Origin of the sequence: Flintibacter hominis, from assembly GCF_014287965.1 — a bacterium.
Classification (GTDB): domain Bacteria; phylum Bacillota; class Clostridia; order Oscillospirales; family Oscillospiraceae; genus Lawsonibacter; species Lawsonibacter aceti.
The window spans coordinates 101,292-122,580 of the sequence record NZ_JACOPO010000006.1 but is presented as its reverse complement, the minus strand read 5'-3'; the positions used below and the strand labels follow the sequence as shown (position 1 = coordinate 122,580).

Here is a 21,289-nt window from a genome sequence, read left to right as displayed (position 1 = left end):
CGTTCCTCCTATCGTTGCTATTCTGTCATTCCGATACAGCCCATCAATCCCACCAGAAGTACCAGACGGTGGACTGCCGCAGGACATCCGCCAGATTGCCCACAGTGGGGTCATCCTGCTCCTGGTCCACGATGTCCGGGCAGAAGCCGTACTGCTCTGCGGCAACTTCCATAGCCTGTTCCTGGGAAACAGGGGCCGGGAGCAGGAACTCCAGTTCATCGTGGCTCATGGCGGCTGGGATGGCACCATGCTGCTCGAACCAGTATTTCGCCACTGCCATCAGGTCCGGGGTGTCAGGACACTCATTCCAGTTTCCAAAGGGCAGGTAGGCGAAGATTTCCCAGGGGTTCTTCACCGGGATCTTGGCCAGAATGAGAGGATAGGTCATGTGGCTGTCCGAATCCCAATAGCAGGAGAAGCGGTCATTGTCATAGCCGCCCTCCATCTCGCCCAGGACTTCCTCATCCCAGTCCATATCGTCATCCTCGGCCTCCGCTTTACGCTGGCCGACCAGTTCCTCCAGAACTGCCTTGCTGTCCTTGATGGGGGCGGAGAGCATCTTTTTACGGTACTCCTCCACGGTTTTGAGGTCAAATTCATAGCAATCCGCATCATGCTCCGGGTCGGCGTTCATTACCAGACACTCCAACAGCGTTTCGTCATCCGCCTTGATGAGCACCGGCACAAAGCCTTCTTTGACACTTTCCCGTTTGGCATAACCGTAAGCGGCCATAATGGGGTCATCGTCCTTCATGGAGGGGAAATAGGTGCATTCACAGTCCAGATACTCCATCAACGCCTCAGCCAGTTCGGAGGGTTCCAGTGTGTCCTCGTCGAAGTCCTGTCCTTGCCAGTTGGTGAAGCGTTCCTCAATCGCCTTTGCCATGGCCTGGTAGTAGTCCTCATCAAAGGGGATGAACAGGTAGGCTTCATCCCGGAACTCATCGGAGTGATACCGCTCCGGGCCGAAGAAGCGGTGGGCATTGTCGTCAACATCGGCGGGATAGTAGGGGCTGTCGTCCTCTCCGTAGTAATAGCCCGCAAAGGCGCGGCCTTGCTGATTGAATAGCACAGAGAACAGACAGCCGTCCAGCTCATCCCGGATAAACGCCCGCAGATCCACGCTAGCAGGGTCGGCTTTGACCTGTTTGGCCACTTCGCCGTATTCTTTCAGAAAGTCCTCGCCCATCAGGTCGTGCTCCATGCACCAGCGCAAGTAGATAGCCATGTGGTTATAAGCATTGATGGGGTCAATGGGCAGTTCCTTCTCCTCAATGCTCTCAAGGTGATAGGAAGCGTCGTCCATCTCACCGTCAAAATCATTATTGGAAAGGGTACCACGAGTGACAGCATCCTGGCGGGTGGGGTTTACCACAAAACTGATCCCCCTCATCTTGTTCAGCAGAGCGTCTGCATCATGTTCCAGTTTATAGTCCAATTCATCCGCATAAAGCGGGATGACCTGATAGAAGTTGATTTCCTCGCCGCCTGGGAGGGTGCAGACCTCGCAGCCATCCTCCGTACCCTGGGGACCGATCAGGGTAGCAGTACACAGCTTGGTGTTGTCTGCAAATGGTTCCCGGTTCTCCACCGTATGACCATGCCCCAACCAACTGTCACAGTTGATGGGCAGACGGGCCAGGGATTTTAACAGACGGATGGGCCAGTACCACTTTTCGTCTTTCATGGACTCCTGATCCAGTTTCCAGTCCGCAGGCAGTGCGATGGCTAGCTCCGCCCGCTCCAGCTTGTACTCCGCCAGCTCCTCCGGCACATTCATCCGGTGGGCGCCCATGCCCATCGTCACCAGGGTGTAGTAATCCCGCTCCTCTGTGGGCGGCACCACGCAGATGTCCACATGGATGTCGGGGGAAACCAGCTCGTGGAACACATTCTCGAACTTGCCGAAATACTGCTGGATGTGCCCCTCGACGGCCTCCATCTCCTCCTCGGTGTAGACCTCGGGCTGGCTGCCTCCTTCCGAGGACCAGAGGGTGTCTGTCTGCTCCGTGCCATCTGGATTGATAAAAATTTGGAAGTATTCCTCCTGATCCGTCAACTTGTAAAGAAGACCGATGCGGCAGTCCAGCCCAACCAATACTGTGTCCAGGCGGGCAACCCTGCCGTCCGGGTGTTTTCGCTCCAGCCAGTCCCCGCTATCCAGCCAACCTTTTAGTTTCCACAGCCATTCTGGGCTCAGTTTGGACATGCCGCCCTCGTTCATCTGGAATACCAGATCCATATTCCTGTAAGGGAAATGGGTGAAGGGATTATTTGGTTCGTATTCCTCCGGCTTAGGGCCGAATATCTTCCAGAAGTCCTCCAGCCCCTTCTGACTGACCGTGATGCAGGAAATGGAGCGCTGCTTGTCATCAGCGTCCTCATCCAACCCCATCTGGAGTTTCCAATCCAGATCCGGGTTGATCCAGTGATACTCCATCTGTTCCAGGGTGGCACCGGTTTCGATCTCTTCCCGTAAGACGGTAAATTCGTGGTCTCCGGGCTCTATGGCAAGGCCCCGCTCCACCGCCTCCAAAGCCCCGGCTTTATCTCCAAAGTGGGCCCGCAGCTTGCCCACCTGAAGCCACACCCAGGGGTAGTCTGGTTCCTCCCGAGCGCCTTTTTCGGCATATTCCATGGCCTCATTCAGTTTCCCGCAGTACATGAGGGCCACAGAGTAGCGGTAGTACCAAGCAGCGCAGCCTTTGGCGTTCTGTTCCGAGTCCTTCATCCACTCCGCTGCCTTGCAGTAGCAGCGGTAGGAGTCCAGATTGTTGTAAGCGAAGGAGTACCACAGGGCGATTTGAAGATCCTGACGGGCCTGTTTTTCTGTAAATCTTCCTTCCTGAATGCCTTGTTCAATAAAGTTATCCAGCCACTGAATCATTTTCCCGAAATAGCCCGATGCACCGTCATCAAAGGACTCCAAAACTTCGATATCCTCCGCTGAAAGGAGGGAACCTGTCTCGGGCTGGCCGGGCTCCTCATCCTGAGGTCCTTCACCCTCCGGACCGTCCCCACCGTCATCATCCGGGCCGTCATCCAGCGGCTCCCAGCTGATTTTCAGGGTCATCTGCTCCTCCGGCAGAGAGACTCCGGGGCTGCGGGTGATGGTGTGCTTATCATCTGCCGCAAAACCGATGGTCTCGCCGTCTTGTAGCGTCACATCACACGCCAGCACATAGGAGGCAAGGCTGGCCAAAAAGTCCCGCAGATCCTCCGGCTCGGCGTCGGCGTTCAGCACCTCCATCTCCTCCTTGCCGAACACATCCATGCCGTAGGTGTAGCCGTTCAAGCCGCCCTCGCTCTGGTACAGACCGAACCAGACCCAGTTGAAGATGGGCAGTTCGTCCTCTTTGAGCATATCGGCAAAACCCTCATAGAACCGGGGCTCAAATACCACGCCGCTGGTGTAGATGCCGGTGGCATATTTCTGGCGGCAGCAGGCGGACACCATCTTGGTGAACAGCTTGCCCTTCTCCAGAACTTTCTCCTCCTTGCCCAGAACCGCTACCATGATGTGGCCACGGTGTTCCTTGGCCACTTGGACTGCATCCTCCCACATATAGTTGTTTTCCGCATTTACCTCAGCCTCACCACCGGGGATAGGAGAGGAGGCCAGGCTGACGGCGGCCAGCATATCGCCTACTTCAAACACCAGGGCGTCATCGTCCTTTTCCTCGCTGGTGTCGTATTCATCCACGGTGATGTCCCACTTTTCCTTCATGTCCCGGATGAACTGCTCTTTATCCCATTCTGCCTTGGACAGGAGGACAAAGCCGGTGAAGACGCCTGTGTGGCTGTTTTCCTCCCCGTCAGCGTCATCTTCCTCGTCGAGATCGTCTGTATCTTCTTTATCCGGATCATACAGGGATTCATGTTCCAGGCCCCGGATAAATTCCTCAAAGCTGTCTGCCAGATGGGTAATCTTGTAGTCGTTTTCCTGATCCACATGGACCACCGCAGGCTCTCCCTGGGGGCCGCAGGCCCGGTAGTCCAGGAATATCATATCGTGCCCGGCGCTGGGACAGTCGCAGATGGCCACGCCGATGGCGGGATACTCCCACTCGTCGATCATAAACTGGCTGCCCAATTCCCCGCAGAGGGAGCAGCTCTTTTCCCGCCCAATTCCAAAAATGCCGGTGATGGCCACATGGTCCTCCGCCCAGCAGGTGGGCTCATCGCAGGGATAGCAGGTGTTCACCGGGATCCCGCCGTTGTGCCGCTTCATCAACCAGATATAGGCGGCGGGAAGCTTGTAGCCCAGCTCCTCCTCCACGCTGGCGATCAGCTCGTCAGAGGGGGGCTCACTGACATACTCCTTCAGCGCATACCAATTATCATCCCAGAAGTTGGTGAGGTCGAAGCCCTCGAACGGGGTGTTGCCAGGTACGAATTTGGCCTTCTTGTTCCGGCTGCGCTGGCGTTTCCGGATCTCCGCCCTGCACTCCCGAATCACCGCCGGGGCATTTTCGTCCTCCGGGTCCAGCTCCGCCCACCGCCGGGCGTAGGGGATGGCCTTTTCCTCCTGCCCGTGGAGATACTGATAGCCGTAGGCCATCCGCATATTCCACTCCGCCTTGTCCCGGCCCTCCTCCCGGACGGACTCCAGTGCCTCAATGGCCCGCAGCAGGGCCTTGTCCCCCTTGTAGTTGGGGGTGCCCTCGTCGTGGTCCCCGATGATGGCATAGTTCTCCAGCGCCCGTGCCAGGGCGTAGGCGGTGCGGTAGTTCCGCCAGTCCTCCGGGATGGCGTTCAATGCCTGGATGCAGCGGGTGTACTCGTCCTCGTCGTTCCACTGCTCCAGTTGCTGGAAGAATGCTTCTTCGTTCTGCGGAGTGTAAGGGATATAGTCCATGCCTGTCAGCGTTTCGTCCAGCTCGGGGGCCTGCTCCTCATCGTCCGGTTCCTTCTGGGGCGGTGTTTTCAGGCTCACTGTACCTGCCTCACGGCGGAAGGTGTGGAAGCTGGCCCAGGGGATGTCGCTGTCCTCAAAGAACGCTTTCGCCATGTTCAGTGCCTCTCGGATGTCCCAGGCAATGAAGTCCACATAGCCGCAGTAGAGGCCGGTGGCTCCGCCAGTGAGGGTGAGCACCTCCGGGCCGTCCCCGGCGGTGAGCACTTCCTCCAGCTTGTCCCGGAAGTCGAAGATCTTCTCCGTTCCTTCCTCCTCCCGCAGGGTATCCAGAGGATAGCAGAAGAAGCCCGCCACCGCGCCGTCGGCATGGAGATCATCCATAAAATCATTGTCGGCATTCAGATAGCTGTTGATCAGGGGCACACAGCAGGTGGAACCGGCCATTACATCCAGCCGCCAGTCAGCGTCCGGGTCCTGCTTGGGTTTCATTTCGTAGCCAAGATAGCTCTCCAGATAGGCTTCCGGATCAGTGGAGAGCTCCAGGCCCTGCTCCCGCAGTTTGTCGGGCAGCTGGGACAGGAGGAAGGACGGCTCTGCCTTGGGTTCCTCCAGCATATCAAAGCTGTCTATGTATCTCATGTGGGGGATCTCACCCAGCACTTGGTCGGTGAGGGTGGTGAGCATCCACCAGGCCCGGCCTTCCTCCTCCCGGAGCATGGGCAGTAGCTTTTCACAGTAGACGGAGATGGCGAAGCTGTTCTCCCCCTGCTCCTCTAGCCAGAGCTGCACATCCTCTCCGGAAATCTCCCAGCCATCCTCGGTGCGAAGGCCGATGTTCTGGAGGGGCTGACGGCCTACCAGGATGTTCCAGTGTTCCAGCACCTCCTTGGGGGCGTGCTTCTGGAAGTAGACCAGCTCAAACAGCTTGACCTTGTCCCCCTCCGGGGTGAGGATCAGCTCATATTTTTCGCCATTGAAGCCCATCTCAAAGGAGATCTCATCAAAGACCAGATTCAGGGTTTCCTCCATTTCGGCCACGAGTTCTGCGCCGCGGGTGTGATCCTTGTCCTCGTCCATCATCTGGCGCAATTCTGCTTCCATCTCGGCAAAGGTTTCCCACCAGTCCTCTGTCCGCTCCCGGAAGCACTCCGAGAACTGAGGTAGGGAAATGCCCTTCTTGCACCAGTCAATAAACTCTTTGGTGTCCTCATCACCGGGGCGGGCTTCCAATGCCTTTTCAAAATATCGCAGAGCCCGGCCCTCCTGATCCAGATAAAAGTAAGAGTAACCCATGCGGAAGTTCCAGCAGTGGTCGCCCTCGAAATATTCCGCGTGGGGCTTTAGCAGGGCGATGGCCTTCTTGAGCATATCCTTGCCACCTGGCTTATATGGGTCTGCCAAATTGTTATAAGCCCGGGCCAGCTCGCTGTCCTCCTCAGGGGTGCGCTCCTGGGCGGGGATGGCCTCCAGCGCGTCAATGATCTTCTGATATTCGTCGTTTTCATTCCACTTCTGGCACTGCTTCAAAATGTCCATATCAGGCTCCTCCTCGTCCTGTTCCGGTTTCCAGTCTTTGATCTGCTGGAACACACCATGCTCATCCCGCTCAAAGGCGCAGGGAGCGGGGGTGTTCAGCAGAGGGATGATGTCGGGATCGTCGTTGCAGATCGTATTCAGCTTGTAGATCCCGGCATTGTTGGGGTCGTCCATGTACGCCTCGCTCTCGTCACCAGCGGTGAAGCGCCAGCCGCTGTCCCAGTCGCCGTCCGGCTCCTCACGGTAGCAGTAGCCAACCTTGCAGCCCTCCACCGTGATACGGTTGGTGGCGATGCAGCCATCGGCGCCCTCCCAGTCGGGAAGCAGATGTTTCACATCCTCCGCTTTCACATGGTAGCTGCGGTTGCGGCCGGCGGACTCATACAGCTCCTTCCGCAGGGCCTCCACATCCCGAGCCATCTCCTGGATCTCCTCGTCGTCCATCATCTCACTGAGGTCATATTCCAGTGGGTTCTGGGCGAAATCCGCTAGAACTTTGTCCATAGCGTCGTGTTCCTCTGGTGTGGCGGTGATGCGGATACGGCGGGAGGGGGTGTTGTACTCGTCCAGATCGTGGAGGTTTACCCTGCCGCTGATGCCGCACTCCAAAAGAATGGCGGCCAGATCGGTGACTACATCAATGGCGAAGTGAAAGTCCATCTCTACGCCATTGGAGTGGGTGAACTCCAGATACTCCAAGGTCTGGCGGAAGTCCCAGTTCTGTTTGTCCAGACCGATCTTCGCAAAAATCTCGCTGAGGGGGATCTCCTCCTTTTTCTGGTCCTCTAAAAATGCCACAAGGTTCAGACTGTCATCGGAACCGCCAATAAAGCTGCCCCAGTATTTTTTGATATACATTTGTCACACCTCCTATTATTCCGGCCACTCATCGCCGTCGCAACGGCTGATGAAGTCATAGTGCAGGCTCTCAAAATAGTCGTTGGGATAGGATTCACCGTCCTGATGAAGCTCCAGCCCCTCCAGATCCATCATCTCATTGATATATGCAAGGGTATTGTGGATACCCGCAATATGTTCGTCCTGAAGCATCTCGGTTATTATACCTTTCTGTTCTGGGGTCAGTGTGGCTAAAAAATCGTTTTTCGTCTTATTGTCCTCCGTCTTGGGAAAGCCATCCCCCTTGACCCACCGGGCCGTTATGCTATCCTTCCGCTCCACAAGACCGTCGATAAATGCTTTATATAGTTCAAGTTCCTTACTCATGTTAAATCCTCCATTCCCAAGTAATTTACTTTCGGATTAAGTTCCCGTCATCAATGATTGCAGCCTCCCGGATGCGCCGGAGGGATTCCGGTTCCAGCAAGAACTCCCGCAGGTTCGGGTCCTCAAAGAAAGACATAGGACGCACCTGGGTCGGCCCGGCAACCGCCCACAGCCGCGATGTTGCCAACCGCTCCGCTGTCTGGACCGCCTTCTCCCGTTCGCCCAGATAGAGATAGCGGGCGATTGCGTCCCGATAGGAGGAGTCAGCCAGGGGCACGCCCTGAATCTCCTCAAAGAAATCTACGGCATCCCTGGCGGTTCCGAACATACAGCAGTAGTTATAGAGCTTCCGCCTGGCATCGGGATCGTCCGGCGAGAGCTTTTTATGCTGCTCCGCCAGCTTTGCCCAGAGCTGCTCCTTTGTCTGTGGTTCCTCCGGTTCATGGTAGGGGTAGTTCTTGTCGTTGTCTGCAAAGGGCATAACGCCCCGCTTGAGGTAGTCCATCAGGATGTCACAGAACCGAACCCGCTGGGGAAGGCCGTTCTCAGCCCGGATGCGAGCCTGTTCCTTTGTCAGCGCCTCAATCAGCTCCTGCTCACGGTGGAGCTGGATGGCGGCCACTGTCATGGCAATCATGTGTTCATCGCTCACATTGCTGTAATACCACTCCTCCAGCCAGGGAAGGATGGTCAGATCCAAAGCCAGCGCCTTTTCATAGTCCAGGTTGAAATAGGCGACCTCGGCCTTGACCGCTGCTACCTGATGGGGGTATTTATCCGCAAAGGATTCCAGAGTGTCCAAGGCCCCTTCTCTGCCATCCATGATCTCATAGCAGACCATGCGGACTTTCTTGGGAAGTTTCACGACATCCATGTGGATACCTCCTTCAGTCTTTTTTCTGTAAATAGTAGGCTCCACATCGGCCCCACAGCCGGGTGTCCAGGTTTTCCTTTCTGATGTCTGCCACCTGCCGAAAGACCGGCGCACCCCGGATGCAGGCTCCCACAAAGTAGAGGGCTCCGCAGCTGCGGCACTGCATATAGTGGCAGGCGGTATAGTGCTGTTCAGCGTCCAGCACCGCGCCGGTATCCTCCAGTGGGCAGTCACCGGCGAACAGTTCCATGTCACCTTGCCGCTCCAGTTCCATGAGTTTCTGGAGAAGCTGGTCATATTGGCGGTGGGAGATGCTGCCGTCCTCCTTCATCTGTGCCGCCAACTGACCACAGGAGGGGCAAACAAGATTCTCTTTTTCCATTCGTATCACTCCGGTCTATCTATCAAACTCCACCCGGATAATGGGCCGATAAAAGTCATAATCTCCGTTCAGTTCCTTGTCCTCCTGCACTTCCGGCTTACAGTGAGGCGAACAGGGCAGGAAACCGAGAAATGGGCCCAGCCCACCACAGATATTGCATCCGCCGTCACCGCCGCAGGTGGTAAGTCTATCAGCTTGCACCACTTCCCGCATATAGGGATCGTAGGCGATGGACAGGCCGAAGAAGTTGGGTTCCTCCATGTCATAGGGCCGGTTCTCATCCTCATCCATGTCCTCAAACCAGTGCAGACGCATGGAGTAGTCTAACCCATCTCCCCATGGGAACAGGGTCCGACATCCGCCGCCACACAGGTAGGCCCACTCGTCCGCCGTGGGCAGCGAAAGCCCCTGCTTTTCCAGCCTGGCAAGAAGCGCATCGTAGTCTGTGCGGTTATAGATCCAGGTCTGAAATCCATCTTCTGTCCGTTCTATGCGGGCCGACTGATGCAAGGTAAGACTGCTGCTGTCACTCCAGGCAAAATCACGGAATTCCTTCAGCCAGTCAGGGTGGGCAGTCAGCCTGGGATCGTCCATCTTGACCGGCTCCCAGCAGAGTTCCTCCAGCTCCCGGCCCACCAGCATGGGGCCAATGGCCGCCTGCCGAACGGGAGCCATGCTTTCCCGGACCATCTCCTCCGGGTTCTGCGGTTCCATCTCCCACTCCTGAAACAGGTACTCCAACTCCTCCCGGCTCTCCTGATTCAGCCCCACGGCAAACTGTTCCAAGCCAAGGGTAACGGTATCACCGGGGACAAAGACGAACTCCCGGCCATCTTTCTCGAAGATACCGGTGGTGCAGCTCTGGCCCCAGCGGTCAAAAGTATGTAGACCGAGAAAGGTCATAGTATAACGAGCAGCCAGGCGTTCCATCAGTGCCTGCTTCTCGGTGGTTTCCATTTGATTGAATTGGGGACGGGACAGTTTTTCGTTCATGGCAAGTCCTCCTTCGATTCGTTTTGCGTGTTCCAGCAGATAGCTCCGACCATCCTGCTTGGCCCGCTCCAAGTATTGTGGAAGCAGGTCGGAATGGATGGCGTCCAGCGAAATCAGAACAGCGATCCGCTGGTATTCCTGAAGTTCAGGAGAGTAACAGTTGCGCTCCCAAAACAGCGGAGCAAATTGTTCCACACAGTCAGGACGCAGAGCGGGCATCGCCAAAAGCGCCCGACGGCTCACATATTCATTGGGGTCCTTTGCGAAGTCCAGGATCATGTCTTTGACTTCCTGGCTGCACGGACATTCCGGCAGATAGGCGGCAAACTGCCACTTGGCCTCATTCTCATTGGAGGCTGCGGCCCTGCGGCAGAGGCACTCAAACCATTTGGGATGGGAAGTGCTCTCCTGTATAAACCCCTCCGCTTCGTTGTCCCTGGCGATCAGATAGACCATCTCATCCAGTAGGACGCTGTCTGCCGTTTCTGCATCCGTTTGGGTCAACACATGGCAAAAGGCGCTGTAAGTGTCATTCCAGTATGGATAATCGACTTCCCACTCACCGCCGAGTTCCTCGCTGGTTTTGCCGGGATAAGTGGCTTCCTGCCATTGATGGAACTTTATTGCCTGCTCCAGCAGGCACTCCCTGATGTCTTTTGCCATACGCTTACCTCACGATTCTTTGCGCCATTTCTCCACTTTGTCATTTTGAGATGCCCGTTCTACACTGTGAGCCGCCTCTGTCAACAGCGCAGGAAGTTGATCCCTATCTGCCGCTTCATACCGCTTGACTGGATGCGTCCAATCAAAATTATGAATGATGGAAATGATGTATCTGTCCTGATACCAGCCCATATCCAACAAAAATCCGTTTGGATATTCCACTTGCAGCATATCTTCTTTTTGTGTGTCATCCAAAAAGGTGACTGTTCCAGTGCCAAAATTCACCTTGCGCCACGCTTGAACCATCGTTTGTCCTCCTACATCCGATCCAGATTCTCTTGCAAATCGCCCTGCATCAAGTGCTGGGCAATGGCTTGGTTCAGCTCTTTACGGGGGTGATAAGATGCTTGTTCGGCATCATGGACACATTCTTTCATCAACGCTTCTGGAGAAATGCCTTCCCGTTTGCCATAAAGATGGCCGAAGGCATAGCACACGGACTTGAGAAAGTCGAAAATATAGTCATGATTTCCACGCATACTGGGCAGGTCGTTGAAGGAACCCATGCCGCCGTATGCCTGAAGATGGTGGGCGACCTCCCGCCGCTGGGTCCAGTCCTCAATATCCCGCTCCAGCCAGTCGATCCAGTTTTTGAATTCCGGGTGGTCCGTCTGTAAAATCGACCGCAGACAGATTAGAGCCTCGGTATAAATATCGGTCTGTTTCATCCAATTTCTCCCGTCCCCTTTAATTCTTCATTGTAGGTGTGATTCTGCCAGATAGCCTCAAATTCCGCTTTCTCTATGACGCAGGCGTGGAACTCCTCGCCCCAGACATGGGCGTTCAATTCCTCCACGGTGGGGATCGGCGTGATCTCGATAGCACCGTCGTAAAGGTCAGGGATGTTGCGGGTGCTGCCATCCGCAAAGATGTCAATGGAACGGAGGACCAGCCGCTCATTTTCTGTATCCACTTCATAGAGGATGACCGGCGGTTCTTCCCCCGGTGCGCCCTCCCAAAAGAGCTTGATGTATTCAATCATCTTGATGCCCTCATCCTATCATTTGAAATAGTAATACCAATTCCCGCCAAATTCCCGGTCACATTCCTCCTGAGAGGCAAAGGTGCAGTCCTTGATTCCCTCAATGGGGTAATGACGCTTTATCAGTTGCTCTCTGTGATAGGAATTGATCTGTTCCGTCAGACCGCTCTGCTGTGCCGCTTTTAATTGTGCGTCAGTGGCAAAAATATAGGACACAAAGTAGTTGTCCGACTGGATGTACCAGCCAAATTCGACGGCCTGCTGGATGTCAGTGAAGTGGTGTTTTACATCCTCTATGCAGGCTTCTATTACTTTTTGCCATGCGAGCTCCTGCTCCTTATTTCTCATGTTCCACCTCTCCTATGCCCGGATAAGTCCGCATTGTTTTTTCATTGTCACAGACCGCCCGGATCATCTTGGACAGCAGCATCAAATCGTCGATGTACAAGGAGTACACGCAGAACACATCTTCGTCGGAGTCGAAGTGAAACAGATCCACGCCGCTGTTGTTTTCCTCAAACTCTCGGATCACGCCCCGGACCAGCCGCTCCCAGTCCCCGCTGCTGCCAGTCAGTCCCAGCCGCCGGAATGCCTCTGTTCGGAATCCGTCGCTGATCTTCAGCAGAAGGGAAATCGCATAGGGGTGGTGGGGAATGAGAAAGAATGGCGCGATCTGCTCTGGTTTCACCCAAATTTTGAATGGCGGGCGCGGATCAGGTATCCAGGGCAGGATTTCCCATTCATTATCCTGCCTATTTCCGTATTGGCAAAGGTCTTTCATGGTGTTCTCCTTTTCCGGCATATCAGGAACCGATCTGCCCCCCGTTTGTCGGGCGGAAGATCCTGCGGCCCGCCAGCAGCTCCTCCAGCTTTTTGGCCAGCGCCTCCACAATGGCGTGGCAGGGATTTTCGTATCCCACGATCTCCAGCTTTTGCAGCTCGACGCAGTGGAGCGTTCCATAGAAGCCCAGCATAAACTCCGTCAATTCAGCAATCATCTGGTAGCCTTCCATGTTGCTCACATCCGTCTGACCCTCTTTGGCGGTCGTCAGACCGATGATCCCCACCGCCACGGTAAAAGCGCCGCAGCAGGACTGCTCAGTCTGCATCCCAAGGCCCATGACGGAGAACATCTTCCGGGTTTCCTCGGATAAATTCAGATGGTAATATTCATTGCAAGCCAGAAACATCGCCTCGGCACAGGTCAGGTCTGTGCCGATGTGGTAGTGGTTGACCAGTTCATAGAGTTTCATTGTTCCCATACTGTACTCCAATCGCAAAGCATTTCATTCTGCGTCACCCGGCGCAGTTCGTCCCGTACCTCTATCAGCGCAAAGCCCAGCAGGTTCTGTCCACGCCACTTCATGGGGTCCTGGACCTCCGGGGAGCTGGCCGAGAGCCGGATGCCCCAGATGGCATCGTAGGGGCTGGCCTCCACCAGCACGCTGTCCCCGGTGGAAAGGAGAAACTCCCGCAGTTCGCGGTTCTGGCTGAATTTGTACCAGTTGCCAAGCAGCACAATGGCGTATTTGAACCTGTCCCACACCTTCTGGTCAAAGCTTCGCACCTTGCGGCCCAGGGCCTTGATCTGTTTAGGATCGCTGCATTTCAAAATCTGCTCCCGGATTTCACTATCCCCAAATAGCCCGGCTTTGCCTGCCATCATATACTGCTCCATACAGAGGTAGGTGTCGGCAACAGACCAGAAGTCCTCCATCCACCACTGGCTGAGGCAGCTTTTTGTCAACTGTCCATCTTCGGAAGGCTGGTGGCCCCAGAACAGGCACAGCTCCCGCGTTCTCCCGGCGGCAAACTCCTGCTGGAGCCACTGCCGGGTGTACTTGGGCTGGCCCTCCGGCTGCCACACCTCCACAAAGAAGCCGCCATGCTCCAGCACTTCGCTGCTGTCCTCGTTATCCCACCAGCCCTTCCAGGTCATCGGTTCGGGGAAGAGGGCGCGGTATTCCGCCCGCTCCTCCGGCGAGAGAGTGTCCAGCCAATCGCCAAATCGGTATATGTAATCCTCCCCATAGCCCATGCGCCAGCCAATGGAGTATCGCTCGATCTCCCGGTGGGCCAGCCAGGGGGGAGGCATGATTTTCTTATCTTGTAGTGCCATAGGGTTTCTCCTTTCCTGTTGGATGCTGCCGCAGTTCTTCTTTCACATCCAGTGGAGCACCGTCCAGAGATGTGATCTGTGACAGCTCTGTTTCCGTCAGATTTTTCAGGAAAATGCAGTATTCATTTGGGTATCCACCTACAAACTCCATTTTGGGCATCCCGATCTGCTGCGGGTCAGTGATCCACAGGCAGGGCTCTCCCGTTGCCCAAAAGTGAGTCAGAGTAAGAATTTGGCCGTTGTAAATTACTTTCTGTTCCATCCTCATTCCTCCTGCATTTTCTTCAGCAGCTTCACGATCCGCTCCCGGTTCTTTGCGGTTTTCATGAAGGTGGGGAGATGGTCGGCCTGGGTCTTTTTCGGACTTCCAAACGGCTTTTCCCGCAGGCCGGCGCTGAGATAGTCGATCAGATAGGCAAGGTGCTCCCGGTTGAGGGCCCAGACCGGCTTACCCTGGAATGAGGTCAAAAACCACAGCTCCAGGCCAAAATAAGGCTCTCGTCCGTTCTGAATATCAGCAATGTAGGAGAAAGCCTCCGCTGTTTTATGAACTTCTCCCGACATGGTTGTCCCACAATAGGGACAGGCCACATGGAGAACGGAAAAGTGCTGTTTTGCAGTATCTTCAATATCCACCCGGTAGTACCTGCCGCAGTTTTTGCACTGGTTATGGACATCATAGCGGTAGATCGTCCGGTCACGGATTTCCTGATGACCGCAGCTCAGGCAGAGGAAATAGGCGTTGCCATCATCCGCCGTTACAACACCCGCACCGTGGCACTTGGGGCATTTCACCTGGATGCCGGAGGTCAGGGCGTTGTAGGCATTGTATGTAAAATAGGGTTCATCGACGATTCGGCTCATGCGCCCACACATTCCTTTCAATTCAAGGCTCGGCGGACAGCGTTTTTTTCATGCCCGCCAAGTCTTTTTCATCTAAACCGTATGCCTGCTCAATCAGATTCGCATACCGATCTTCATACTGCGAGAACGCTACTTCACAGTGCAACTCATACAGCAGCAGGCAGCCGTTGTGGAATACAACGGGATCAGGTTCCGCCTTTTCTTCCTCGACCGCTGCAAGACGAAGCACCTCATCGGCAATGGTAAGCCGCTCCGACTGGTCTTTGAGTTTAGACAATGCCATTCGAGCATAAGCGGCAATCTCATCCTGTTCCAGTAGGGCAATCGCTGTCAGTTCTTTCAGAACTAAGAGGAGGGCTTTTTCGTCCCACATATCTGTGCTGTGCAGAAGATCTACTACCAGCATCCTTCTGTGAAGATCCCGATTTTGCCAAGAGTCCAGCTCCAGCAGCAAATCCTTTTGTTTTATCTGATCTGGTTCGTGGGCCCAATCAAACAGCTTTGCCCGAAAAACCTGATAGGCCGACATCATTTCCATCCATGCCGAGCTATGATCCTTGCTGAACTCTATCATGCTACTTGTTCTCCTCAAAAATCTCTTAGTTCCTCAAACTTCTCAATCAGGGCATCTTTCTGGAGCGTATCGCCCGGCAGGGCGTCCAGGATACCCCGCAGGGCCATGTAAATTTCATCCCGTTCCTCGGTTTCGATAAAGCCCATCTTGTTGAAGGTCCGGGTGTAGGCTGCCACCGCATCCAGCGCCGGGGCCTGGGCACCCTCGCCCGGTTCAGCGGCCAGCTTCATCAGCTGGGAGCGGGTCTTGCGGTATTGATTGGCTGCTTTTTTCGCGGCGGCGGCAGGGATATGCTCCGTGCCGTCCCAGCCTCGGAAGGGATTGTCCAGATTTTGCGCCAGCCACTCCGGTTTCCGGGGCTTTGTGATTCGCAGGTCCATTCCCGGCTTGCTTTTCCAGAGCTGCTTTGCCGCTTTTGCTGCCGTTTCCGGCAGGCTGGTCATCCAAAACCAGCGAAGCTCCGGCATCTGCTCTGGGGTGGGGATATCGTCCGCACCGAAGCTGAACAGGTCGAAGGTGGAGAGGTTCGTCAGTTCCCGGAACCCTCCCACGGCGGAGAAGTTCCCAAGGTTTCCCGGCGCGCCCCAGAGCCTCAGCTCCTTTAAGTGGGGATGGACAGCAGCCAGTCCGGTCAGATCAAAGTCCTTCAGCTGGATGCCATGTAGCCCCCAAAGGTTCGGCAGTTCCGTGTGCGGGCGGTATTCCCCGATAAATTGGAGGGTCAGACCGCCGCCATCTTCGGGGGCATGGATGGCACAGGCGTCCGGCCCCTTGTTCTGGAACAGGAGCTGCTCCGTTCCCTCACCCAGCCACAGTTCCTGAAGGCCGGTCATGTCCAGCATCAGCTTTCTGATGCTGGTGCCCCGCAGATCAAGCGTCCTCTGACCGTGGTTCAGCAAAGTCAGTTCATCAACGAAGGGGTTTTCCCGCAAAAACTCCAGCAGATCCGGGTGCCATTGCTCGCAGATGAGTTCGGAGAGGCAGGGCAGCGCCGCCAGTTCCAGCGCCGAATCGAATGGCTCGTACTGGTCCATCACCCGATGGCTGCTGGTCTTCAGTGGGATACCGCCGATCTCCGTTTGCTCGTCGCTCTCCATGGCCTCCTTGAAGGCCCGCCGCCGCTTTTCCGGGATGGCCTGCCACCGGATCTGTAGGTACACATCATAGCCATCATTCCAGCCGCCGTAGGAGCGGCAGGGCTGGTCGGTGAAGGGCGGAAGTGTGCCCACCAACTTATATTGGGGCGGGACCTCCATCGGCACCCGCAGCAGGTGAAGGTCACGGGACCAGTACATGAAGTCCTTGTAGAGCGGACGGAGATGGGGCAGTTCCTCTGTGGTCAGAGGCGCGTCCCCCACCCAGTCCAGAGAGAGGACCACCGCCCAGGGTTCCTTGCTCACCGAGTCCGGCGGCGCAATATAGGCCACCTGGCAGGCGGTGTAGCGTTTCAGATATTGGTTGTAGACTGTATAGACCTCTCCGGCGGTGGCTTTCATGGGTTCACGCTCCTCTCATCCGTCTTTCTCTAAATAAAATCCCCATACGCAGTTGGAGAACTCTCCGGCGGCAAAGCGGTGGATCTGCCCGTCGATCTCTACCTGCCAAACCTCAAAGGTGTGGTCCTGGTGATAGATCGGGTCTTGGACTTTTACCCGCTTTCCGGTGGTTTGCCAGTCGTAGTCAAAGATGTTCACACCGAACAATTTGCATTGACCGTCCGGGCCAAAGGTTTCATATTCCCAAGCCATGTGATGCCTCACAATCCTGTGCGCTGCCAGCCGTCCAGCCGCTCCTGCACCGCGTCGATCATCCAAACCTCGCCCACACGCTTCATAAGAAAGCGGCGGTCAAAGCCGGTGTTTTTCTCTCTGGTATAGATATAGAGCTTGTTCTTGGTAATCTGCTCTGCATCCAGGAACTGCTCGCCCTTGTAAGTGCCCTGGGCACTGTATGAGAGATTCAGAGGCAGATAGCCCGGACGGGGCTTTTCGCTCACATACTTCTCCCAGATCGTCAGCAGGCGGGGCACAGCCTCGGGATTTTCAAACCCAGCCTGCTCCATGTACTGCTCCCATTCCGTCATCTCGGCAAAGAACGCGGACAACACCCTGCGGCATTCCTCCACCGCCTGCTCATCCAGCTGGATGGGCTTTTTGGCCTTTTCTCGTTGGAGCTGGGAGAAGTGTTCCATCTGCTCTTTGGTGAATTGCTTATGGGCCACCGGATGGATGTAGTTGTTGCCGGCGATGGCCAGCAGGCCCTCGTATGTCACAGCGGTATGGTCGATCTGGATGTGGGAGAGCTTGGGGATGGAGGATGCCTGGAGCAGTCCAACGTCGTCCAGCCCGGTGTGGTTGAGGGTGAGAAGGTCCAGCTTACAGCTTTGCAGGGCGGACAGGCCGCCGCCGTGGATGGCGGCATTTCCGTCCAGCAGTAGATAGCGCAGCTTGGGCATGGCGGAAAAGACGGGGAAACAAGCGTCGGTAAGCGCGCCCTTCTCCACGCCGAAGTTGACCATGCTTTTATGCCCGGCAAAGGGGGCAAGCAGTTCATCCGTCACCGGGAATCCCTTTGTGTGGAAACCCGCCAGGGTATAACCGGCCAGCCGCCCTATGATTTCGGCGGTCAGCTCCGGGATCTCAAACTGCTTCTCTCCATCCAAGGTCAGGACACCGTTTTCCCAGTCCGCTGTCCGCGCCCGTTTTGGCCATTCCATAGCGTGCCTCCTTATTCCTGCTCTCTATAACAGGCTTCAATGTCGATGAAGCGCACATACACGGCGCAGACGTCTCCCTTGGCGTCATAGCCGAAGTAGACGGGATAGTAACCGTCACCCCAGCCGGAGGAGAAGATGGGCAGATTGCAGTCCGTGTCCGGTACTGTCCAGTTGAGCCAGTCGCCGCAGTCTCCCTGATATTTGGGGTGGGCTTGGGCGTTTTCCTCCAGTAAGTCGCAGAACAAGTCGTTGTAGGGGTCGATGTCCGGGTCCTCCTCCAGCCGCTTGGCCCAGTATGTCTTGAAGGCCGCCTGGGTCTGGATGTCCGCGATACACCCCATCCCGGCATCCACGCCGAAACCGAAGTAGTCGTCATCTCCCAGCGCCGCGTCCAACTCCTCGTTGCCCGTCATGCCCAGCTCATAGCGGACAGGCTTTTCCTGGCTGACCTCCACCTTGACGCAGGCGTAGCGGTCGCCGTATTGTTCGCTGGGCACCACGCAGATTTTCACCGGATAAGTTCCGGCGGGGATCGTTTGAAGGAACGGCAGAGTGTCCTCCAGCTCCACCAGCGGATCACAGGCGAAGATCTGCCCGGTGGGGAAATGGACTGCGCCGATGTCCAGTACATCCACGCCCATGTTCCCAATCACTTTCTCTGTGAAGTGGGCCTCCAAGTCATCTTTACAGGTCAGTTTATCCTTGATGGATTCGTATTTGTTCAGCCATTCAGTTGTAGGCATATCAGTTTCCTCCTGTTGATTCTGTTTCTTGATGTACACACTCTTTGAGCCGTCCCAGCAGCAGTTCACACACCGGCCATTCTGGAAATGATGGTCACAATTCGGGTAGCCATAGAGAATATGGGCACATTCCGGGCACAGCCCCATCATCTTTGATGAGCCTTTGAAAAACAGGCTGCCGCACTCATCACAAACGGCCAGTTCTTTTTCTGCCATGAGGATCACCAGTCCCGTTCCCGGATGGCCTCCTCGGTGTCAATGGGGATGCCAAACCACTCTAGAATGTAGGCCACAGTTGCCGCAATACATTCCCGTGCCACCGTTTCGAGTTCGCTGTCGTTCTCGTCAAACTCCTCCCGGAGATCATTGATGCCGCAGACCGCCTCGTCCAGCGTTTCCTGCACCGCTTCGGTGTCGGTTTCGCCGCTCTCCAGCAGGTCGATGACCTTCTGAAGCTCGTCCTTTACCTTGTCTACCAGAAAAGCAGGATAGTAATCGTCCTGATACATCTCGTCCAGCAGTTTGTAATTGGGGTCAAATGCTTTCATAGGGATTGTTCCTTTCTCATTCAAACATCAAACCGTATGATTCGGTCAGGCTTCCGTCGTCCTCGTGAAATATACACTGATACAGAGGCTCACGCTGGGTTGCGTTGCGGAACCGCTCCAGAACCGGAGCCAGCGGCTCACCAGTAGGGATGCCGAGGGCATCAGACACCCGCCGTAAGCTGTCCACATCCATATCTTCCAAGTTACAGTTGCGCTGCCTCTGCCCATACTCCTCCAATGTTTTGGAATCCACATACAGCTTTGTGTCACAGCAGTCGTGCCAGCAAATACAGCTCACAAGCAGGGAAAAAAGGTCATCCATGCTCTCAGCCAGACGGCCTGCCTCGCCTTCGCTGCTGTAATAGCCGATGGAGCCATCTTCCAACAGGTGGTATTCTCCGCCGGAGCCATCCCTGGCAAACGCCATGCCGGGCAGGGAAAAGGTGCATCGGCCTTCTGCGTCATCCCGCGGGGACAACTCATCCAGCAGGAAGAAGTCAAACAGCGAATCAAATTCCTCTGCCAAATCAGGGTTTTCATGCAGTATCTTCAAATAGTCCATAGCCGTTTTCCCTCCGTTTACTGTTCTTGTATTAACTCGTGCAGCCTTTCCCGCCACAGCGTTTCTTCAATTACCTCATCATTTTGGTAAAAATGTTCCTTGTCACGGGCCAGATGATCGGCAAGCGGAGCTGCGTCCATAGGAGTGTAGACTGTGAAACTGTCCCAATCCGCTCCCTTGAGTTCCCGGTTGAGATAATACACCCGCTTGACATCGCGGGAATACCAGTGCCCAAGCAGTTCCCAGGAAGTCAGCTCTACATTGGGGAGCTGCTTGCCGTAGGCATAGATCCGTTTCTCATCCCTGGCAAAATAGGTATCGCCCAACGAGCGGAAAGAGGAAACTTCCGCGCCCTTGATGATCTTCACCTTTCCGTCCCCATTATGGAAGTAGACCTGCCGGCTGTCCTTTGCATATCCCTGGGGCGCGCCTGAATCGTTCTGGCCCTTGTCCAACACCTGGAAGGCTGCCAGATCTGCATCTGGGATTCTCCCGCTGGTGGTGTAGACGGCTGTTTTATCCATTGCGTAGGCATAGTTTAACACCCGAAACGATGCCGGGTCTGCTCCACGCAGGCGAATCCCGCCGAGAAAGCAGGCCGTAGAGGATTTGCCCCAGTAATGCCAACAGCAGAAGTCTTTGGGCGAAACACCCTTCAACAAGCCGTTTTCATATAGGCCAGAGAAATAGACGACTCCATCCCGAAGGAAAAATTCGTTGTCCACCGGCTCTGTGTTGGTGATCGGCTGCAGCAGTTCTTCGTGATGATCTGTTAAGCTCAGTTCGATTTCGTCGTCGCTATACACTAAGTAGAGCCCATGAGGGGCCTTTCTATCGAAATGCAGTTCAATGTCATGATATTTGAGGATCAAAGGTTTCCCGCCGCTTCCCATGGTGGAAACATCATCGGGATTCCCAAAAATTTCTATGACCTCATCCTGTAACATTCCGAATTTCAGCGGTGAAATGTCCCACGGATTCTGCAATATTTGATTGCGCCAAATCGTAAAGTCCTGTTTCATAGTTTTCCATCCAGTGCCTCAACCGTTTTCATGGCAGCGGAATCAAATTTGCACTGCCGCAGTTCCCGTTCGATCAGGGCAAACACATCGGGAAAGCACTCGATCTCGTCCTGATACTCATATTTTGCATACAGTTTCCCGTACTCCGAGATCCAAACCTCTGCCGGGTAGTAATAGCCGATGTGACCGATGGGCTGGCACTTCTGACCAGCTGCCTGCTCGATCTCCGCCAGCTCACAGCCGGACATATCCCGAAAAAAGGCTTCTTCCAAATGATTTTTGATCCCATTGACCAGGTAAGGGAACAGAGCGAATTGGAAGTCAGCCGCCCAGTTCAGCTTTTTCTGCGCCAGGTACCACTCACAGCACAGGCCGAAATACTTACGGTAAAATCGCTGGGTGGTCTTCATCATCGGGATGCCATGAGCGGCGTAATACTGCTCCGCAATGGAAATATCCACACTGCGGCCTTCCTGCCATCCGGCGTACTCCATCAGCTGCTTAACCTTGCTTTTGAGATCGCCGGAGATGGGGATGCGTTCTTTGATCATTCAATTCATCTCCTGTCT

At 55.2% G+C, this 21,289-nt stretch carries 23 protein-coding genes; all 23 read right to left on the bottom strand.

What is annotated here, in order from left to right; genetic code table 11:
* Positions 1-43: 43 nt before the first annotated feature.
* The 23 genes from H8S11_RS13960 to H8S11_RS10125 all read right to left on the bottom strand — a co-directional run bounded on the left by H8S11_RS13960 (position 44) and on the right by H8S11_RS10125 (position 21,271).
* The gene (locus H8S11_RS13960) at positions 44-7,252 is read right to left on the bottom strand and encodes an immunity protein Imm33 domain-containing protein (RefSeq protein ID WP_243201021.1); all 7,209 of its coding nucleotides are present in this window, start codon (positions 7,250-7,252) and stop codon (positions 44-46) included.
* A gap of 15 nt (positions 7,253-7,267) precedes the next feature.
* Positions 7,268-7,618, bottom strand: coding sequence for a DUF6547 family protein (locus tag H8S11_RS10230; protein WP_186853066.1), 351 nt, complete (start codon positions 7,616-7,618; stop codon positions 7,268-7,270).
* A gap of 25 nt (positions 7,619-7,643) precedes the next feature.
* Positions 7,644-8,492, bottom strand: coding sequence for a hypothetical protein (locus H8S11_RS10225; protein WP_186853065.1), 849 nt, complete (start codon positions 8,490-8,492; stop codon positions 7,644-7,646).
* Between the two features lie 13 nt (positions 8,493-8,505).
* Entirely contained in the window at positions 8,506-8,874 is a 369-nt protein-coding gene (locus H8S11_RS10220) for a hypothetical protein (RefSeq protein ID WP_186853064.1), read from the bottom strand.
* 15 nt (positions 8,875-8,889) lie between these two features.
* Positions 8,890-9,867, bottom strand: a complete 978-nt coding sequence (locus H8S11_RS14295; RefSeq protein ID WP_366461145.1) for a hypothetical protein — start codon at positions 9,865-9,867, stop codon at positions 8,890-8,892.
* Positions 9,868-10,539: 672 nt separating this feature from the next.
* Positions 10,540-10,836, bottom strand: a complete 297-nt coding sequence (locus H8S11_RS10210) for a hypothetical protein (RefSeq protein ID WP_243201020.1) — start codon at positions 10,834-10,836, stop codon at positions 10,540-10,542.
* An 11-nt stretch (positions 10,837-10,847) separates the two neighbouring features.
* A complete protein-coding gene (locus H8S11_RS10205; protein ID WP_186853062.1) occupies positions 10,848-11,258 on the bottom strand; it encodes a DUF6966 domain-containing protein in 411 nt (136 codons plus the stop codon).
* Positions 11,255-11,572, bottom strand: a complete 318-nt coding sequence (locus tag H8S11_RS10200) for a DUF6881 domain-containing protein (RefSeq protein ID WP_186853061.1) — start codon at positions 11,570-11,572, stop codon at positions 11,255-11,257. Before H8S11_RS10200 ends, H8S11_RS10205 begins: the two co-directional genes overlap by 4 nt.
* An 18-nt stretch (positions 11,573-11,590) precedes the next feature.
* Entirely contained in the window at positions 11,591-11,920 is a 330-nt protein-coding gene (locus tag H8S11_RS10195; protein WP_186853060.1) for a hypothetical protein, read from the bottom strand.
* On the bottom strand, positions 11,910-12,260 hold the full coding sequence (locus tag H8S11_RS10190) for an Imm51 family immunity protein (protein ID WP_436233176.1): 351 nt from the start codon (positions 12,258-12,260) through the stop codon (positions 11,910-11,912). The genes H8S11_RS10195 and H8S11_RS10190 overlap by 11 nt, the downstream gene beginning before the upstream one ends.
* A gap of 115 nt (positions 12,261-12,375) precedes the next feature.
* Positions 12,376-12,825: a C-GCAxxG-C-C family protein gene (locus tag H8S11_RS10185; protein WP_186853058.1), complete on the bottom strand. Its 450-nt coding sequence runs from the start codon at positions 12,823-12,825 to the stop codon at positions 12,376-12,378.
* The gene (gene ybiA, locus H8S11_RS10180; RefSeq protein WP_147571315.1) at positions 12,822-13,691 is read right to left on the bottom strand and encodes a riboflavin biosynthesis intermediates N-glycosidase; all 870 of its coding nucleotides are present in this window, start codon (positions 13,689-13,691) and stop codon (positions 12,822-12,824) included. Before ybiA ends, H8S11_RS10185 begins: the two co-directional genes overlap by 4 nt.
* Entirely contained in the window at positions 13,675-13,953 is a 279-nt protein-coding gene (locus H8S11_RS10175; protein ID WP_186853057.1) for a hypothetical protein, read from the bottom strand. Before H8S11_RS10175 ends, ybiA begins: the two co-directional genes overlap by 17 nt.
* A gap of 2 nt (positions 13,954-13,955) precedes the next feature.
* Positions 13,956-14,555 (bottom strand): hypothetical protein, encoded by a 600-nt coding sequence (locus H8S11_RS10170; RefSeq protein ID WP_186853056.1) that lies wholly within the window; start codon positions 14,553-14,555, stop codon positions 13,956-13,958.
* Between the two features lie 22 nt (positions 14,556-14,577).
* The gene (locus tag H8S11_RS10165; RefSeq protein WP_186853055.1) at positions 14,578-15,129 is read right to left on the bottom strand and encodes a hypothetical protein; all 552 of its coding nucleotides are present in this window, start codon (positions 15,127-15,129) and stop codon (positions 14,578-14,580) included.
* 14 nt (positions 15,130-15,143) lie between these two features.
* The gene (locus tag H8S11_RS10160) at positions 15,144-16,625 is read right to left on the bottom strand and encodes a hypothetical protein (RefSeq protein WP_186853054.1); all 1,482 of its coding nucleotides are present in this window, start codon (positions 16,623-16,625) and stop codon (positions 15,144-15,146) included.
* A 15-nt stretch (positions 16,626-16,640) separates the two neighbouring features.
* Positions 16,641-16,877, bottom strand: coding sequence for a hypothetical protein (locus tag H8S11_RS10155; protein ID WP_186853053.1), 237 nt, complete (start codon positions 16,875-16,877; stop codon positions 16,641-16,643).
* Positions 16,878-16,885: 8 nt separating this feature from the next.
* Positions 16,886-17,845 (bottom strand): NTF2 fold immunity protein, encoded by a 960-nt coding sequence (locus H8S11_RS10150; protein ID WP_186853052.1) that lies wholly within the window; start codon positions 17,843-17,845, stop codon positions 16,886-16,888.
* A gap of 11 nt (positions 17,846-17,856) precedes the next feature.
* Entirely contained in the window at positions 17,857-18,804 is a 948-nt protein-coding gene (locus H8S11_RS10145; protein WP_186853051.1) for a DUF4241 domain-containing protein, read from the bottom strand.
* 5 nt (positions 18,805-18,809) lie between these two features.
* Positions 18,810-19,136, bottom strand: a complete 327-nt coding sequence (locus tag H8S11_RS10140) for a DUF5713 family protein (protein ID WP_186853050.1) — start codon at positions 19,134-19,136, stop codon at positions 18,810-18,812.
* A 16-nt stretch (positions 19,137-19,152) separates the two neighbouring features.
* Entirely contained in the window at positions 19,153-19,698 is a 546-nt protein-coding gene (locus tag H8S11_RS10135; protein ID WP_186853049.1) for a hypothetical protein, read from the bottom strand.
* A gap of 17 nt (positions 19,699-19,715) precedes the next feature.
* Positions 19,716-20,720: a DKNYY domain-containing protein gene (locus tag H8S11_RS10130; RefSeq protein ID WP_186853048.1), complete on the bottom strand. Its 1,005-nt coding sequence runs from the start codon at positions 20,718-20,720 to the stop codon at positions 19,716-19,718.
* Entirely contained in the window at positions 20,717-21,271 is a 555-nt protein-coding gene (locus H8S11_RS10125; protein WP_186853047.1) for an SUKH-3 domain-containing protein, read from the bottom strand. The genes H8S11_RS10130 and H8S11_RS10125 overlap by 4 nt, the downstream gene beginning before the upstream one ends.
* Positions 21,272-21,289 lie beyond the last annotated feature (18 nt).

Coding starts and splice junctions, on each gene's coding strand:
- H8S11_RS13960 (WP_243201021.1), bottom strand. CDS start 7,252: ATGTATATCAAAAAATACTGGGGCAGCTTTATTGGCGGTTCCGATGAC.
- H8S11_RS10230 (WP_186853066.1), bottom strand. CDS start 7,618: ATGAGTAAGGAACTTGAACTATATAAAGCATTTATCGACGGTCTTGTG.
- H8S11_RS10225 (WP_186853065.1), bottom strand. CDS start 8,492: ATGGATGTCGTGAAACTTCCCAAGAAAGTCCGCATGGTCTGCTATGAG.
- H8S11_RS10220 (WP_186853064.1), bottom strand. CDS start 8,874: ATGGAAAAAGAGAATCTTGTTTGCCCCTCCTGTGGTCAGTTGGCGGCA.
- H8S11_RS14295 (WP_366461145.1), bottom strand. CDS start 9,867: ATGAACGAAAAACTGTCCCGTCCCCAATTCAATCAAATGGAAACCACC.
- H8S11_RS10210 (WP_243201020.1), bottom strand. CDS start 10,836: ATGGTTCAAGCGTGGCGCAAGGTGAATTTTGGCACTGGAACAGTCACC.
- H8S11_RS10205 (WP_186853062.1), bottom strand. CDS start 11,258: ATGAAACAGACCGATATTTATACCGAGGCTCTAATCTGTCTGCGGTCG.
- H8S11_RS10200 (WP_186853061.1), bottom strand. CDS start 11,572: ATGATTGAATACATCAAGCTCTTTTGGGAGGGCGCACCGGGGGAAGAA.
- H8S11_RS10195 (WP_186853060.1), bottom strand. CDS start 11,920: ATGAGAAATAAGGAGCAGGAGCTCGCATGGCAAAAAGTAATAGAAGCC.
- H8S11_RS10185 (WP_186853058.1), bottom strand. CDS start 12,825: ATGAAACTCTATGAACTGGTCAACCACTACCACATCGGCACAGACCTG.
- ybiA (WP_147571315.1), bottom strand. CDS start 13,691: ATGGCACTACAAGATAAGAAAATCATGCCTCCCCCCTGGCTGGCCCAC.
- H8S11_RS10175 (WP_186853057.1), bottom strand. CDS start 13,953: ATGGAACAGAAAGTAATTTACAACGGCCAAATTCTTACTCTGACTCAC.
- H8S11_RS10170 (WP_186853056.1), bottom strand. CDS start 14,555: ATGAGCCGAATCGTCGATGAACCCTATTTTACATACAATGCCTACAAC.
- H8S11_RS10165 (WP_186853055.1), bottom strand. CDS start 15,129: ATGATAGAGTTCAGCAAGGATCATAGCTCGGCATGGATGGAAATGATG.
- H8S11_RS10160 (WP_186853054.1), bottom strand. CDS start 16,625: ATGAAAGCCACCGCCGGAGAGGTCTATACAGTCTACAACCAATATCTG.
- H8S11_RS10155 (WP_186853053.1), bottom strand. CDS start 16,877: ATGGCTTGGGAATATGAAACCTTTGGCCCGGACGGTCAATGCAAATTG.
- H8S11_RS10150 (WP_186853052.1), bottom strand. CDS start 17,845: ATGGAATGGCCAAAACGGGCGCGGACAGCGGACTGGGAAAACGGTGTC.
- H8S11_RS10145 (WP_186853051.1), bottom strand. CDS start 18,804: ATGGCAGAAAAAGAACTGGCCGTTTGTGATGAGTGCGGCAGCCTGTTT.
- H8S11_RS10140 (WP_186853050.1), bottom strand. CDS start 19,136: ATGAAAGCATTTGACCCCAATTACAAACTGCTGGACGAGATGTATCAG.
- H8S11_RS10135 (WP_186853049.1), bottom strand. CDS start 19,698: ATGGACTATTTGAAGATACTGCATGAAAACCCTGATTTGGCAGAGGAA.
- H8S11_RS10130 (WP_186853048.1), bottom strand. CDS start 20,720: ATGAAACAGGACTTTACGATTTGGCGCAATCAAATATTGCAGAATCCG.
- H8S11_RS10125 (WP_186853047.1), bottom strand. CDS start 21,271: ATGATCAAAGAACGCATCCCCATCTCCGGCGATCTCAAAAGCAAGGTT.